A 14,071-nucleotide genomic window follows, 5' to 3' on the forward strand; every position below is an offset into this window, starting at 1 on the left:
AACCGCCAGAGAATCCCAGCAACGCAATCGAAAGGAAGACATGACGCTCGAAACAGCAGGCCCCGCGTCCGGCAGTCCCTACAACCCTGGACGCGTCCTCGTGACCGGCGGAGGCTCCGGGCTCGGAGCCGCCGTCGTCCAGGCCGTGCTCGCGGCAGGGGGAACCCCCGTAGTGCTCGACCTCGACATCAGCCGGGTCACCGGCGTCAAGGCGTTCGCGGTGGACGTCGCGGACCGCGCCGCGGTCGAGGCCGCCGTCACCGAGGCCGCCGAGACGATGGACGGGCTCGACGCCGTGGTGACCGCCGCCGGGATCGACCGCTGCGGTGCGCTCGCCGACGTGCCTGCGGACCAGTGGGAGAAGGTGGTGGGCGTCAACCTGTTCGGCACCGTCTCGACTGCCCGTGCGGCGCTTCCTCACCTGGTGCGGACCCACGGGAGGGTTGTCACCATCGCGTCGACACTCGGCATCAAGGCGGTGGCCGACGCCACTGCCTACTGTGCGTCGAAGTTCGGGGTGATCGGGTTCTCGCATGCGCTGGCGGCGGAAACCACCGGCCGGATCGGCGTCACCACCATCATTCCCGGCGGCATGAAGACGCGGTTCTTCGACGACCGCGACGAGCAGTACAAGCCGCAGGACGACTCCCGGCTCAATGATCCCGAGCGTGTTGCCGAAGCCATCCTGTTTGCGCTCTCACAGCCCAAGGGGTGCGAGATCCGCCAGATGCTCATCGCCCACGAAGAAGAAGGCTCGTGGCCGTGAGTTCGCGGACGTCCTCGTAGACCTCCGCGGGGCGGACCGCGTGCACGAAGGAGTCATCGTGCACGCAGCGCTCGGCGGTCCAGCCCACCTGGGTGACGTTCACGCCGCAGACGGGGCAGGCCGTCACCCAGGAGAGATGCACCCGGTGCAGGGTGCGTCCCAGGGCGCCTGCGTTGATGACGTTCCCGATCCAGTAGATGCCCACGGTCGGGGTGCCGACCGCCTGCGCCAGGTGCCGCGGGCCGCTGTCGTTGCCGACCAGGACGGCGCACGCCTTCAGCACGCCGCCGAGTTCCCCCAGGGACAGCTTTCCGGCCAGTGAGGAGATGTCGGTGCCCGGCGCGCTCGCGAGGGCGAGCCGCACGATCTCGTCGGCGGCCGCGGCGTCGCCCTCGTCGCCCACCACCACGACGCGGCTTCCGTCCCCTGCGGCGAGCGCGGCGACAGCGGCGAAGGACGACGCCGGCCAGCGCCGTCGCGGGTCCGTTGCGCCCGGGTGGATGCCGACCAGGGGAGCGGTGGCGCCAAGGCGCTCCGCCGCTGCGGCCGTCTCCTCGGGGGTGACCTCGAGCCGGGGCTCGAGCGACTGCGGTACGGCGCCGGCCAGGCCCACCACCTCCAGGGCACGGAACACCTCGTGCTGGTAGTAGACGTAGGGAATGGTGCGCTCGAGGGCAGCGGCGTCGGCCGTGCGGCTCCCCACGGTGTGGCGCGCCTTCAACCCCAGAAGGAACGGATTGGAGTTCCTGCCCCCGCCGTGTAGCTGGACGGCGAGGTCGAACTCCTCCCGCACCATCCCCGTGAAGAACTCCTCCACGGCGGCGGCATCGGAAACACCCGGACGTACGCCTTCCGCATACGGGAGGATCTCGACCCGGCTGACGGGACCGGGACGGTCCTTCAGCAGCGCGGCGGCGAGCGGAGTGCCGAGGAGCGTGATGGCGGCCTCGGGGTAGGCGGCCTTGAGCGCCTCGACCGCGGGCAGGGCGAACATCAGGTCCCCCAGCCCGCCGCCCCGCAGAACGGCGATGCGGTGCACGTTCCGAAACCGCTCGAGGACGGGGCCCACCAGCCTCGACCGCTCGGCCGACCCCCCGAATTCCGCCCGGGTTTCCGAACCCATCGATACCTCCTGAAACTTGTTGCGAACCTGCTTCCTTCCTGACATCCTAAGCCTGCTGATGAAAATGATCAGCCATCGCCAAGGAGGTGCCCGCACAGGGACAGAAGTGGAAAAAAGGCACCGGCCGGTGTGTAAACGGGAGGAGTGCTGGGTACTTGAGGAACAGCCGGGCCTACCGTTGCCGCGGCGCCGGACCGATCGGCACGGAAGCAGCCGGCACGGAAGTTGAGGAGCATCATGTCTACCCACCCGGGTCTCACGCAGCAGGACCTTGTTGACGAGAACGTCGACGAGGAAACCATCACCATCCTCGATCCGCGCGACGGCAACGAGGTGGGGACGGTGCAATGCTCCGATCGGGAACAGGTGCTCAGCGCACTCTCCCAGGCCCGGACGGCCCAGCCCGGTTGGGCCGGAACCGATCCTGCGGTGCGGGGGAGCATGTTGCGGGAGGCGGCGAATGCCCTCCGCGGCGGTGCCCGCGCCCTGGCCGAGCTGAACAGCCGTGAGACCGGGCGCCCGATCGACGAGGCGCTCGCCGGCGTCGAGGCGGGCGTGTCGACACTCGAGCAGTACGCGGAGCTTGGTCCGCTCCACCGCGGCCTCAGCCTGCGCGGCTCGCTGCTCGCCTCGAATTTCACGGTGACCGAGCCCCGCGGGGTTGCCGCCCTGCTCACGCCCTGGAACGATCCTGTCGCCGTTGCAGCTGGGCTCCTCGGAGCCGCGCTGGTGACGGGGAACACGGTCGTCCACAAGCCGAGCGAGCGCTGCCCGCACCTCGGCATCCACCTGGGGGAACTCCTTGCCCCCTGTTTTCCGGAGGGCGTCTTCTCGACCCTCACCGGGGGAGCCGATGTGGGGCGGCTGATCACGTCGGAGACGGACGTCGACGTCCTCGCGCACGTTGGTTCGAGTGCCACCGGTGCCCGCATCGCCGAGGCCGCCGCGCTCACCGGGAGCCATGTGATCCGGGAGAACGGCGGCAACGATCCTCTGCTGGTCGACGCCGACGTGGACCCGGTCTGGGCCGCCGGACAGGCCGCGATCGGTGCCTTCAGCAACAGTGGACAGATCTGCACGGCGGTGGAGCGGATCTATGTGCACCGCGCCGTCGCCGAGCCGTTCCTCGACGCCCTGGCAGCCGAGGCCCGACGACGGAACACCAGTGGATCGGTTGCACCCCTCGTGGACCGCCGGCTCCGCGACGCAGTGCACGCACAGGTCACCGAGGCCGTTTCCTTAGGTGCGCGCTGCCTGGCGGGTGGTGTCGTTCCCGAGGGCGCGGGCGCCTCCTATCCCGCTACGGTGCTGTCCGGCTGCAGCGACGTCATGACCGTGATGACCGAGGAGACCTTCGGCCCCGTAGCGCCGGTGACGGTGGTGGACAGCTTCGAGGAGGGCCTTGTCCTTGCGGCATCGGGGCCCTACGGCCTGGCCGCCTCGGTGCTGACGGGCAGCATCGCCTCCGCGCAGCGGGCCATTGCGGCCCTCCCCGTCGGAACGGTCAAGGTCAACGCCGTCTTCGGTGGAGCACCGGGCGGCTCGGCGCAGCCGCGCGGCATCAGCGGGGCGGGCTTCGGGTACGGGCCGGAACTGCTCGACGAGTTCACCCTCGTCAAGGTCGTGCACATCGGCATTCCTGGAGCCGGGGGCGCCTGATGGAGGGGCTGAAGGACGTCCGCGGACTCGCCGGCTGGGTGCCGCAGCGGATCGCCGAGGCTGCCCCGGCGGTGACGGTGGTGGGCGACGTCATTCTGGACGGTTGGTGGACCGGGAGCATCGAACGCTTCTGTCGTGAGGCTCCCGCGCCCGTCGTGGACGTCCAGCGCCGCGAGTACGCTGCCGGCGGAGCAGCGAACACCGCAGTGAATCTCGCAGCGCTCGGTGCACGGGTACGGATCTGCGGGCTGACGGGGAACGACGACGCCGGCCGCCGGTTGCGCTCGATCCTCACCGACGCCGGCGTGGACGTGACCGGGCTCGTTGCGGATGACGGCGTACGTACCACCACCAAGTACCGCATCGTCGGCGGAGACCAGGTGATGCTGCGGCTCGACGACACCCCCGAGAGCATCCCGGAAGCAGCGGCACTCCGGGTTGCAGGCCGGGTGGCAGCGGCAATCGCCGGCAGCGACGCCGTCGTGGTGTGCGACTACGGCACCGGGGCGGTGCGCGGTCCGGTTCGCAAAGCTTTGCTGGAGGCCGACCCGCCGCCGCTGACCGTGGTCGATTCGCATGATCCCGCTGCCTGGTCCGAGCTTCGCCCCGATATCGTGACGCCGAACGCGGAGGAGGCCTCCCGCATACTCGACTGCCGGCTCGACGCGCGCAGCAACCGCGCCGAAGCAGTGCAGGCCCGGCGCGCCGAACTGCTCGCCGCCACCGGGGCATCCGCCGTGGTGGTCACCCTCGACCGTGACGGCACCGTCCTGTTCACCAAGGACTCCGAAGAACATCGGACGTGGGCGCGGCCGGCCGTGGAACGGCAGGCTTCCGGTGCCGGCGATACTTTCGTGGCCTGCCTCACCGCGGCACGGGCCGCCGGGCTGCCCCTGACGACCAGCCTCGATCTCGCCCAGGCGGCGGCCGACGTCGTCGTGCACCGGCCCGGGACCTCGGTGTGCTCGACAGAGGACCTCGCCGTGCACCTTGGCAGCTTCGCCGACACGGCCCTCGGCGCGGAGGACCTCGCCCGGCGCATCGCCCGTGATCGGGAGGCAGGCCTCCGCATCGTGCTGACGAACGGGTGTTTCGACGTCCTGCACCGCGGTCACACCCGTTACCTTAACCAGGCCAAACAGCTGGGTGACGTTCTGGTGGTGGCACTGAACGATGACGACAGCGTCCGCCGGCTGAAGGGCCCGGACCGGCCGATCAATGCGCTCGCCGACCGCGCCGGGGTGATCGCCGCCTTGAGCTGCGTGGACTACGTGACTGTCTTCGCGACCGACACTCCCATCCCGCTGATCGAAGCGCTGCGCCCGGACATCTATGCGAAGGGTGGCGATTACTCGGCGCAGATGCTCGAGGAGACCCCGGTGGTGGAGGCCTTCGGGGGATCCGTTCGCATTCTGGACTACGTCCCGGAGCGCTCGACGACGGCGGTGGTGCGGAAGATCAGGACCACAGCGGAACCGGCGGCCGAGGGCGCGCCATGACCCGCTGGTCCGGAGGGTGGGGGCGGGCTGCCGCGGAGGTGGATCCGGAGATCGACGTGCTCATTCCCTCGTTCGCCCGTCCCGCGGAACTCGCAGTGACGTTGGCGGGGCTCGCTGCGCAGGACGGCATCGATTTCCGGGTGGTCGTGAGCGACCAGACGGAGAACGAACCGGCCTACGACCATCCCGCGGTGCAGGCGATGGTCCGCGTGCTGCGGGCGCAGGGCGCTCCGGTGCTCCTTGAACGGCATTTTCCACGCCGCGGCCTGGCGGAGCACCGGAGCTTCCTGCTCGGGCTCTCGACCGCCCCCTTCGTCCTGTTCCTCGACAACGACGTATGGCTCGAGCCGGGTACCCTCCTGCGCCTTTGTTCGGCGCTGCGGACCGCGGGATGCGGCTTTGTCGGTTCCGCGGTGCAGGGGTTGTCCTACCTCGACGATGAACGCCCGAGTGAGCGGGTGCAGCTCGAGTTCTGGGAGGGCGGGGAAGTACTTCCCGAACGCATCCGGCCGGATGCCGAGGGCTTCCCGCGGTGGAAGCTCCACAATGCCGCTAACCTCGTGCACGCCGCGCAGGACTTTGACCTCGACCCCGGGTCCTGGGTGCTCTATAAGGTCGCGTGGATCGGCGGCTGCGTCCTGTTCGACCGCGAGGCACTGGTGAACTGCGGGGGATTCGACTTCTGGGAGGACCTGCCGGAAGCCCACGCCGGAGAAGATGTCGCGGCGCAGTGGCGTGTGATGGAGCGGTACGGCGGAGCAGGAATTCTTCCCTCCGGCGCCGTGCACCTCGAATCGCCCACCACGGTCACCGACCGTGCCATAGACGCCGCTTCAGTTGTCCACGGGCAACCGGAGCAGTGAATGCAAGGCAAACCCTCAAGTAAAGGACGGAACCCATGGCAAATCCGAGCCCCATCGATATCCAGAAGGCACTGGGCGGCATCGACTACCCGGTATCCAAGGAGAACCTCGTCAAGCACGCCGAAGGATCCGGAGCCGACGACTCCGTGATGGAAACCCTGAACAACCTTCCGGACCGCGAGTACGCTTCGCCCACCGACGTCAACAAGGAAGCCGCGAAGTAGACGGCAGTTGCCGAGGACGACGACGGGGAAGCCGGCCGCCGGCCGGTTTCCCCGGAGCGTGAGCGGGGTCAGGCTTTCGGCCCTGAGATGTTCACCATCCAGTGCACACCGAACCCATCCACGCACATGCCGAAGCTGTCCCCCCATGGCGCCTGCGCGAGCGGTTCCACCACAGTGCCGCTGTCGGACAGTTTTTCCCAGTAGCCCCGCAGCTCCTGTTCGTCCTCGCCACTGAGCGACAGTGAGTGGTTGGTGCCCACGGTCAGGTCCATGCTGTTGGGAGTGTCTGCTCCCATCAGCACCATCCCGTTGGGTGTGGTGAGCTCGGCGTGCATGAGCTTGTCCTGCTCCGCGGGGTCCTCGCTCGCGTGGAACTCACCGAAGGTGTTCGACACGAGGTTGCCGCCGAACACTGATTGGTAGAACGCCATTGCGGGAGCCGCGGTGTCCCGGAAGCTGAGGTAGGAATTGAGTCGGGTGGTCATGGGAACACTCCTTTTCTCTCGGATGCTCCGATTATGGGTCAGCAGGCTCCGCGCGGGAAGCTATCCGGCGTCGGTCTCCACGAACTGATAGTCGATCTCGTCGAATGAGTCGGCGGCCAGCACGTAGAAGAACCGCAGGATCCCGCTCCCGGCATTGCGGATCCCATGAACTGCATTTTCCGGAATGTGGACGCTGGACTTAGCAGCGACGTCGTGGTCGATCCCGTTCAGGACTACGACGCCCTGTCCCTCCAGGACGGAATAGGTTTCAGGGGGAGCATGTCGGTGAGGCGCCAGATGGCCGCCCACCGGAAGCCGGGCAATGCCTGTCACGAAGGACGAGGTGTCCGGCGTGTCGCCAAGGAGAGTCCGAAAGCTGATGCTCCCGCGCTGATCATGCCAATGCGCCTCCTCGACCTCTTTCTCGGTCCTGATGAAAGAGTCCACCCGGACTCAGGCCTGGGCCTTCGAGGGTCCCGCGCCCAGCATGCGTGCCACCTTCTCCTCGAGGGAAGCGATGGTGGCATCGGGAAGGACGATCAGCCCGTCGAGCTCGCGGCGTGCCCTCTTGTAGGCGGTCTGGCGTTCGGCCGGGGTCGCTGCTTCGTCGACGGCGACGGTCACGAGCTTCCTCGCGGTCGTCAGCCGCTGGCGTTCAGGCCCGCTGAAGGCGGTGTCCTTCAAACGGTGCGCTTCGGACTCCGCGACGCGGAATGCGACGTCGAAGTTGTTGACGGCGTTCCGGTACTCAGCGAGCCGGTCCCGTGACAGCTCGTTCTCGTCCATGGGCCGCAGCGCGTCGGCTTCACGCTTCGAGCGGAGGAAGGCGACGGTCAGGGGCTCCCGCACGTCGGTCATCATGGGGTAGTCGATGAGCTTGGCGGCGTCGAGTTCGTACTCCAGCCAGCGCTTGTTCACGGCGTCGTGCGCGGTCAGTAGGGCCTGGATCTCGCCGCTGTGAGCCTGCTCGACGGCGAGGCCCTGGTGCTGGAGCCGGTAGAGCTCGAGCTTGCGCTGGTGCCGCCGCTCGCTCGCCTTCGACCAGGAACTTCCCCAGGCTGCGAAGACACCGCTCAAGGGGAAGGCAAGCCACCAGTAACTGCCGAGGAAATCGAAGAGCGGTTCCACGAATCCATGGTAGTGCCGCCGGTGTGCCTTGCACCACAGCTGGCACCACCGGCGAGTAGCTCCGTGCTCCTGCTGACGGTCCGGGAGCCGATCCCGGAAAACGGTCCTCGACAGGCTTTTCACCGCAGTGTTAGACATTGACCATGCCTGTAATCGGTTTCCATGCCTCGCATGAACAAATCTCTCCCGTACAGCTCCTTCTGGACGTCCAGCATGCTGAATCGGCCGGCTTCCAGGCTGCCATGTGCTCGGACCACTTCGAGCCGTGGTCGCCCTCTCAGGGACATGCCGGGTATGCCTGGACCTGGCTCGGCGCGGCGCTTGCGACGACGGAGCTCCGGTTCGGCGTCGTCACTGCCCCGGGGCAGCGCTATCACCCGGCCATCACCGCTCAGGCGACAGCCACGCTGTCCGCCATGTTCCCGGAGCGGTTCTGGGCTGCTCTGGGCAGTGGCCAGAACATGAACGAGCGCATCACCGGCGACCCCTGGCCGGAGAAAGCGGTCCGCCAGCAACGCCTTGAAGAGTGTGTGGACGTCATCCGGCGCCTCCACGCGGGGGAGGAGGTGACCCACCGCGGGCTGGTGACCGTTGAGCGGGCCAGGCTATGGGACCTGCCGGAGGTTCCGCCTTCCCTGATCGCACCGGTGATGTCGGTGGAGACCGCGCGCCGCGCGGCAACCTGGGCGGACGGGCTGATCACCACCAACCAGGACGCCGACACGCTCCGGAAGCTTCTGGGTGCCTATCGCGATGAAGGGGGCCGCGGCAAGGCGGCGCTCCAGGTCCACCTCAGCTGGGCGGATTCCGACGACGACGCCGACGACATCGCCTACGGACAGTGGCGCACGAATTCCGTGGGGCCTCCGCTGACCTGGGACACAGCGACCGCGCAGGACTTCGTCGACCTGGCGGAGCGCAAGGAGATTTCCCGGGCGCAGGTGCGGAAGGCGGTCAATGTCTCGAGCGACCCTGCCCGGCATGCCCAGTGGCTGCACGAATACGGGGAGCTCGGTTTCGACGAGCTGTACCTTCACCATGTCGGCCAGGACCAGCGCGCTTTCATCGACACCTTCGGCAGGGAGGTTCTTCCTCAACTGCGCGGCGTGTGAGCTGCGGGCGACGTCGCTGGTCCTGTTCCGCTGGTCGTGAACAGCCGTGGACGGGCATCATTCCGGCTCGGCAAGGGAATCTCCTGGCGCATCCGGTAGCAGGGCGTGCTGCCGCGCCGTCACACCGTCCCCACCGTCGACGGCAGATAACTTCCGACGGCAGCATGGACGGCTGCGGTGCGGGAAGCAGCAGCGAAGGTTCCTATGGCCAGGGGCCGACACAAGACACGCGCCTTTCACATTTGCACCTTTGGTATCAGGCGTTCCTCGGTTATGCTTCCCGCGGGGACAGCATCGGCCTCCCCACTGATCACCCGTTGTTTTGCGGGAATGAGTCTCCAGGATGCGCATGCCAATCCAGCCCCGCCGCTCGACCCGAGGAGCTGTGGCCGCCGCGGTTGTGGCGCTCCTTGCCGGCTCCCTGACTACCGTGCCGGCCGCGGCCATGGAAGCCGCGGACGCGACGGCTCCACTGCTCGTTTCCGCCTCGCCAGATTCAACGGCTCCACCCCTGGTTTCCGTCTCGCCGGACGCAACGGCTCCACCGGAAGTTTCTGGTTCGCCGGAGGTGGGTTCGCCACCGGTCACAATTCCGCCGCCGGGTTCGGGTTCGCCGGAAGTAGGAGCTTCACCGGAGGTCACGGCTCCACCCCTCGTCAGCGATGCCGGCCAGGCCCAGTCCGCCGCTGCAGTTGCCGGAAGCCTTACCTCGTCGGTTCCCACCATTTCGGGAAGTCCGACAATGGATGCCACCCTCACGGCCAATGCCGGGTCCTGGGGGCCCGCGCCTCTCACCCTGACCTACCAGTGGATGCGCGGTGATTTTGTGATAGCCGGGGCCATCGGCAAGACCTACAGACTGACGGCCGACGACGTGACGGAGTTCGTTTGGGTGAAGGTCACCGGCTCCAAGAGCGGCTACCTGACGGCGGTGAGGGATTCCGACGGAAAGCGCGTCGTACCGGGCACGATCGGTTCGATGACGCCGTCGATCTCCGGGTCTGCAGCGACGGGGTCGGTCCTTACTGCCGTTCCTGGAGCGTGGACACCGGCACCCATTCCACTGGAGTACCAGTGGTACCGGTCAGGCGAGGCCGTTGCCGGGGCAACCGGCTCCACCTACACGCTGACCAGTGCTGACGCGGGTGGAACCATGACACTGAACGTGACCGGCACCAGGGCCGGATACGCCCCGGCGAATCGGTTCTCGTCAGCAACGCCGGCCGTATCCGGCGTCCCGGTCCGCACCGCAATCGAGGCGAAGTACGGGCAGTCGGGAGTTGCAGGCCTGCTCGGCGCGCCGGTGGGCGGTGAGACCGCCCTTCCGTGCGGTGCCCGCCAGGATTATGAGCGCGGCTCGATCTTCTGGTCCGCGGCCGGTGCGGTCGCCGTGAGGGGCGCCATGCACGCCACCTATGTTGGCGCACGGGCTACTGCCGGGCCGCTGGGCTACCCGACGGCCGACGAGGTAGGCGTTGCCGGCGGCTCGTACCAGCAGTTCCAGCACGGCGGGATCTTCTGGTCGCCGGCCACCGGCGGGCAGGTCAGTCCGCACGGGCCCCTCCGCGACACCTATTTCGCCTACGGGTTCCAGTCCGGTTTGATGGGCTTCCCTACTTCGGGTGAATTGGGCGGCCTGAAGGACGGCGGGAAGTACCAGACCTTCCAGAACGGCACGATCCTGTGGTCGCCGGACGGCGGGGCGCACCTGGTATTCGGTGGGATGCGCGAGACCTATGTCCGCAGCGGCTCCGAAAACGGCAGCCTGGGCTACCCCACCGCCAGGGAAACGGGCATCAACGGCGGCGCGTACCAGCAGTTCCAGCACGGCGGGATTTTCTGGTCGGCCGCCACCGGCGGTCAGGTCACCCTCAAGGGATCCATCCTGGATTCCTACAATTCCTACGGAGCGCAGACCGGGTTCCTGGGCTTCCCGACCTCCAACGAACTCAGCGGGCTGAAGGACGGCGGGAAGTACCAGACGTTCCAGAACGGCACCCTGATGTGGTCGCCTTCCAGCGGAGCGCACCTGGTCTTCGGCGGGATGCGAGCCACCTATGTCGGCAGCGGCTCCGAGAACGGGAGCCTCGGCTACCCCACAGCTCGGGAAACCGCGGTGAAGGGCGGTGCCTACCAGCAGTTCCAGCACGGCGGGATCTTCTGGTCAGCTGCGACCGGCGGGCAGGTCACCCTGAACGGGCCCATCCTGGACACCTACAGGGCCTATGGTTCCCAAGCCGGTTTCCTCGGGTATCCCATTTCAGGGGTGATCAGCGGCCTGAAGGACGGCGGCAAGTACCAGGCGTTCCAGAACGGCGCGATCCTCTGGTCACCGGCCAGCGGCGCCCGTCTGTCCTTCGGTGGGATCCGCGAAGCCTACGCCCGCGTCGGCCTCGAGAACGGGCGGCTGGGGTACCCGACATCCAACGAATACAGCATCGCCGGCGGGGTGCGGCAGGACTACCAGGGCGGCTACATCACCTGGACCGCATCGGAGGGCGGGGTAGCGACCTTCCGCTGATCCCCGTGCGAGAAAACCCGCCGCGCGGTGCGGCCGGGCTCTTCCAGCGGGCCCCCGAGGGTCCTTACGGCCGCCGCGCTGATCGAGCCGCGCTCGAGCGTAGGTGGGCTCAGTCCGGTATCAGGAGGGGGCAGGGGTCACCGTGATGCCCTCGACCGCCGCACCGGCCTCGGCATTGGCCAGGAGCCATGTGCGCGCCTCACCATGTCCCGAGAGTACGAAGCCGCCTTCGGGGACGGGTGTTCCGGTCGCAGACTCACCGACCTGGCGGTCGTTGATCTGGATCACCTTGCCGCCCGCCACGGTCACCTCGCAGCCGTACGGGTTGGTGGACGTGGTTGGTGCCTCGTCCGTGTAGGCCACCAGGGCATTGAGTTCGCGAGCGATGTCGATGCCCGCGAGCGGGAAGAAGGCCGAGCCGATCTTCACCACGGGGCGGGGAGGCTGAGTTGGCGAAGGCGGCGGGGTCGAGCGCATCGGCTGCTCGGGGATACCGTTGTCCAGGACGAGCCGGGCCACCTGCTTGGCAAAGGCCCATCCCCGGTCGGAGTCGGTCTTGTGCTGCCACAGGAACGTCCCTCGGATCGTCGGAAACTCCTTCTCGATCGCCCGCCAGGCGGTGAGGATCTGATCGATGGAGGAGTAGTTCTCCAGGTCCTCCATGCCAAAGCCCACGACGATCTTGCTCGCGTCCCCGCCGGCCACGTTCTGCACCCAGTCGCGCGTGGTCGCAATGATGTATTCCGGGTCGGCGAGCCCTGCGCCGTCGTAGAACTGCGGCCCTGCGTAGGCCATGAGGTCCCTCGACAGGGCCTCGCGGATCATCGCCTTGTCCTGGGCCTTCCAGGGGGCAGGCGGGGACGTGATACCGAAGTCCTGGCCGAACCGGCGCTTCAGTTCGGCGAACATCCACAGGTACTCGGCGGTGTTCGGCGTGGCCTCGGCCTCGAAGGTGTTGAAGTCGACCCCATCGATGACGGGGCTGGCCAGGGTGCCACCGAGCTCGGCGTTGATGCGCACGACGCTGTCCACGAAGCGTCGGCTCACGGACCGTGAGGAGAAGTCGATCCCCTGGCCCGCGCCCCCCGTGGAGAGCATGACACGCTGACCCCGGGCGCGGACGGTCCTGATGTCGGCGGCGATGTCGTTCGTGCCCCACCCGATGCCCCCGGCGCCACCGGACCGGCCGGCGGCAAACAGGTAGAGCACGTTGTACGACTGCGGGACCTGCGTGAGCCGGATGCCGGAGTTCCAGCGGGTCCAGTAGACGGCGACGACCTTGCTAGGCAGCTTGGCCACCAGAGCTTCCTCCTCGTCCCGGGTCGGACGGGCGCCGGGATCTCTTCAGCCGTACATCTCCAGCACGCCGCCCGTAGTATCCTCGCGCATCTCCGTGGTGGCGCACAGTCCTCTCTCGTTCATCACGTCAACGATGGGCTGGAGTGCGTCGACGGAGTTGAGCGTCGCCTGTCCCTGGCCGTCGTGCATCGTGATGATCGAGTCGGCCCGCATCCCTCGGACCGTGGCATCGATGATCTCCTGGGTGGTCGCGCCCTCGTAGTCGTGGGTGTCCACGATGTTGTCCTCCTCCTCGTGGTACCCCCAGGGCATCACGAGACGGAGGCCGAGCTCTTGTGCGACCTCGTCCACCTGCCTGTTGATCGCACCGTAGGGCGGGCGGTAGAGCGTCGGGCGAGGGGCGCCAGCAGCGATCAGGGCCCTGTTCGTCCGCTCCAGCTCACTACGCACCCACTCGGGGGTCCAGGTCTCCTTGGTGCCGTCGGGCAGTTCCCCCGTCGTCATATCGGGGTGGTCCCAGGAGTGGTTGCCGACGACATGGCCTTCGGCAAGAGCGCGGGTGACGGTGCGCTCGCGCCCCTTGATCCTCTGGCCGTTCCAGAAGAAGACGGCGTCGATGCCAAGTCCATCGAGCGCGTCGAGCACCCTCTCGGTGTTCTCGCGCGGGCCGTCATCGAAGGTGAAGGTGACGTGGCCACCCGAGCAGTCGTTGTCCAGCGGGCGCTCCGTAGTCGGAGCGCTCCGGGTTGTGGCCGTTGTGGCGGCAAATGCCGAGCCTGAGTGATCCCGGATGACCACCTGGATCGTCCCGGCGACGGCGACGGCGGCAGCCACCGAAACGGCTACAGCCGTCACCATGCGACGGGGCCGGGTCATGCTGCGTCGCCCTCCCCACAGGCCACGCCATCCTTGTTGCTGTCCAACTTCAGCGAGTCCTTGCTCCGCTCGACAGTGATGCCCTCCACGAAGATCGTGCGCATCTCCCCGCAGGTCCAGGTGACGTCCATACCGTGGGCAGCGTGGACGGCGTGGCTCGGCGGGACGACCGGCAGGCACTGGCCGGGGTCGCCATAGCCGACGACGCAGCCACCATTCCCCGTGCCTTTCAGCTTCTTGACGTCGACCTGCGGTGCCTTGCGCATCTTCACGCCGGCGGCCTGGCCGCGCTGACCGTCGTTCACGGCCTGAGCCTCGGGCTCGACCATGGCATGCGGCTCGGCGACGGGCTCGCTGATGACCCCTTCACTGCGGATGGGGGGCGCAGCTGTTGCCAGTGTGCCGCCGGTGGTGGTGGCCCATGCGGCGAAGAGGGCCACGACACCGACCATGGTTCCGGCCGCAGTCCTGCGTCTCGCAGTCATGTGGTGCTGCTTGGTCATCGTCCTCTTCCTC

General features: G+C 67.8%; 14 protein-coding genes. 7 read left to right on the forward strand and 7 right to left on the reverse strand.

From position 1 onward, the window contains the following. Nucleotides 1-40: 40 nt before the first annotated feature. Nucleotides 41-766 (forward strand): SDR family oxidoreductase, encoded by a 726-nt coding sequence (locus IWX75_RS05900; protein WP_196821285.1) that lies wholly within the window; start codon nucleotides 41-43, stop codon nucleotides 764-766. Here IWX75_RS05900 and IWX75_RS05905 read toward each other — a convergent pair. Beyond that, nucleotides 732-1,889: a glycosyltransferase family 9 protein gene (locus IWX75_RS05905; protein ID WP_196821286.1), complete on the reverse strand. Its 1,158-nt coding sequence runs from the start codon at nucleotides 1,887-1,889 to the stop codon at nucleotides 732-734. The genes IWX75_RS05900 and IWX75_RS05905 overlap by 35 nt on opposite strands. A 237-nt stretch (nucleotides 1,890-2,126) precedes the next feature. Here IWX75_RS05905 and IWX75_RS05910 point away from each other — a divergent pair, with 237 nt between their 5' ends. Genes IWX75_RS05910 through IWX75_RS05925 form a run of 4 tightly spaced genes read left to right on the forward strand, consistent with a single transcriptional unit; the run spans nucleotide 2,127 to nucleotide 6,134 of the window. Beyond that, entirely contained in the window at nucleotides 2,127-3,548 is a 1,422-nt protein-coding gene (locus tag IWX75_RS05910) for an aldehyde dehydrogenase family protein (RefSeq protein WP_196821287.1), read from the forward strand. Next, nucleotides 3,548-5,047, forward strand: a complete 1,500-nt coding sequence (gene rfaE2 / locus IWX75_RS05915) for a D-glycero-beta-D-manno-heptose 1-phosphate adenylyltransferase (protein ID WP_196821288.1) — start codon at nucleotides 3,548-3,550, stop codon at nucleotides 5,045-5,047. Before IWX75_RS05910 ends, rfaE2 begins: the two co-directional genes overlap by 1 nt. Next, nucleotides 5,044-5,910 (forward strand): glycosyltransferase, encoded by an 867-nt coding sequence (locus IWX75_RS05920; RefSeq protein ID WP_196821289.1) that lies wholly within the window; start codon nucleotides 5,044-5,046, stop codon nucleotides 5,908-5,910. Before rfaE2 ends, IWX75_RS05920 begins: the two co-directional genes overlap by 4 nt. 35 nt (nucleotides 5,911-5,945) lie before the next feature. Beyond that, on the forward strand, nucleotides 5,946-6,134 hold the full coding sequence (locus IWX75_RS05925) for a DUF2795 domain-containing protein (RefSeq protein ID WP_196821290.1): 189 nt from the start codon (nucleotides 5,946-5,948) through the stop codon (nucleotides 6,132-6,134). A 68-nt stretch (nucleotides 6,135-6,202) separates the two neighbouring features. On the opposite strand, the gene IWX75_RS05930 is transcribed toward IWX75_RS05925, so the two are convergent. From IWX75_RS05930 to IWX75_RS05940, 3 genes are read right to left on the reverse strand one after another with little or no spacing between them, the layout of a single operon-like run. After that, the gene (locus IWX75_RS05930) at nucleotides 6,203-6,619 is read right to left on the reverse strand and encodes a VOC family protein (protein ID WP_196821291.1); all 417 of its coding nucleotides are present in this window, start codon (nucleotides 6,617-6,619) and stop codon (nucleotides 6,203-6,205) included. Between the two features lie 60 nt (nucleotides 6,620-6,679). Continuing rightward, nucleotides 6,680-7,066: a cupin domain-containing protein gene (locus IWX75_RS05935; protein ID WP_196821292.1), complete on the reverse strand. Its 387-nt coding sequence runs from the start codon at nucleotides 7,064-7,066 to the stop codon at nucleotides 6,680-6,682. A 6-nt stretch (nucleotides 7,067-7,072) separates the two neighbouring features. Next, nucleotides 7,073-7,747, reverse strand: a complete 675-nt coding sequence (locus IWX75_RS05940; RefSeq protein ID WP_196821396.1) for a hypothetical protein — start codon at nucleotides 7,745-7,747, stop codon at nucleotides 7,073-7,075. 143 nt (nucleotides 7,748-7,890) lie between these two features. Between IWX75_RS05940 and IWX75_RS05945 the strand changes: the two genes are divergently transcribed. Then, a complete protein-coding gene (locus IWX75_RS05945) occupies nucleotides 7,891-8,859 on the forward strand; it encodes a TIGR03885 family FMN-dependent LLM class oxidoreductase (RefSeq protein WP_196821293.1) in 969 nt (322 codons plus the stop codon). A 349-nt stretch (nucleotides 8,860-9,208) separates the two neighbouring features. Then, nucleotides 9,209-11,380, forward strand: a complete 2,172-nt coding sequence (locus tag IWX75_RS05950; RefSeq protein WP_196821294.1) for a hypothetical protein — start codon at nucleotides 9,209-9,211, stop codon at nucleotides 11,378-11,380. Between the two features lie 120 nt (nucleotides 11,381-11,500). Here the strand turns inward: IWX75_RS05950 and IWX75_RS05955 are convergent, their stop codons facing one another. Genes IWX75_RS05955 through IWX75_RS05965 form a run of 3 tightly spaced genes read right to left on the reverse strand, consistent with a single transcriptional unit; the run spans nucleotide 11,501 to nucleotide 14,058 of the window. Further along, entirely contained in the window at nucleotides 11,501-12,679 is a 1,179-nt protein-coding gene (locus IWX75_RS05955; protein WP_196821295.1) for a glycosyl hydrolase family 18 protein, read from the reverse strand. A 45-nt stretch (nucleotides 12,680-12,724) separates the two neighbouring features. Further along, nucleotides 12,725-13,555 carry a polysaccharide deacetylase family protein gene (locus tag IWX75_RS05960; protein WP_196821296.1) on the reverse strand — a complete coding sequence of 277 codons (831 nt, stop codon included), beginning with the start codon at nucleotides 13,553-13,555 and terminating at the stop codon, nucleotides 12,725-12,727. Continuing rightward, nucleotides 13,552-14,058, reverse strand: a complete 507-nt coding sequence (locus IWX75_RS05965; RefSeq protein ID WP_196821297.1) for a hypothetical protein — start codon at nucleotides 14,056-14,058, stop codon at nucleotides 13,552-13,554. The genes IWX75_RS05960 and IWX75_RS05965 overlap by 4 nt, the downstream gene beginning before the upstream one ends. Nucleotides 14,059-14,071 lie beyond the last annotated feature (13 nt).

The sequence above is a fragment of the Arthrobacter sp. CAN_A6 genome (genome assembly GCF_015751715.1).
In the GTDB taxonomy this organism is placed as follows: Bacteria; Actinomycetota; Actinomycetes; order Actinomycetales; family Micrococcaceae; genus Arthrobacter_D.

What these genes read in the sequence shown, in the direction of transcription:
- IWX75_RS05900 (WP_196821285.1), top strand. Translation starts at nt 41, where the DNA reads ATGACGCTCGAAACAGCAGGCCCCGCGTCCGGCAGTCCCTACAACCCT.
- IWX75_RS05905 (WP_196821286.1), bottom strand. Translation starts at nt 1,889, where the DNA reads ATGGGTTCGGAAACCCGGGCGGAATTCGGGGGGTCGGCCGAGCGGTCG.
- IWX75_RS05910 (WP_196821287.1), top strand. Translation starts at nt 2,127, where the DNA reads ATGTCTACCCACCCGGGTCTCACGCAGCAGGACCTTGTTGACGAGAAC.
- rfaE2 (WP_196821288.1), top strand. Translation starts at nt 3,548, where the DNA reads ATGGAGGGGCTGAAGGACGTCCGCGGACTCGCCGGCTGGGTGCCGCAG.
- IWX75_RS05920 (WP_196821289.1), top strand. Translation starts at nt 5,044, where the DNA reads ATGACCCGCTGGTCCGGAGGGTGGGGGCGGGCTGCCGCGGAGGTGGAT.
- IWX75_RS05925 (WP_196821290.1), top strand. Translation starts at nt 5,946, where the DNA reads ATGGCAAATCCGAGCCCCATCGATATCCAGAAGGCACTGGGCGGCATC.
- IWX75_RS05930 (WP_196821291.1), bottom strand. Translation starts at nt 6,619, where the DNA reads ATGACCACCCGACTCAATTCCTACCTCAGCTTCCGGGACACCGCGGCT.
- IWX75_RS05945 (WP_196821293.1), top strand. Translation starts at nt 7,891, where the DNA reads ATGCCTGTAATCGGTTTCCATGCCTCGCATGAACAAATCTCTCCCGTA.
- IWX75_RS05950 (WP_196821294.1), top strand. Translation starts at nt 9,209, where the DNA reads ATGCCAATCCAGCCCCGCCGCTCGACCCGAGGAGCTGTGGCCGCCGCG.
- IWX75_RS05960 (WP_196821296.1), bottom strand. Translation starts at nt 13,555, where the DNA reads ATGACCCGGCCCCGTCGCATGGTGACGGCTGTAGCCGTTTCGGTGGCT.
- IWX75_RS05965 (WP_196821297.1), bottom strand. Translation starts at nt 14,058, where the DNA reads ATGACCAAGCAGCACCACATGACTGCGAGACGCAGGACTGCGGCCGGA.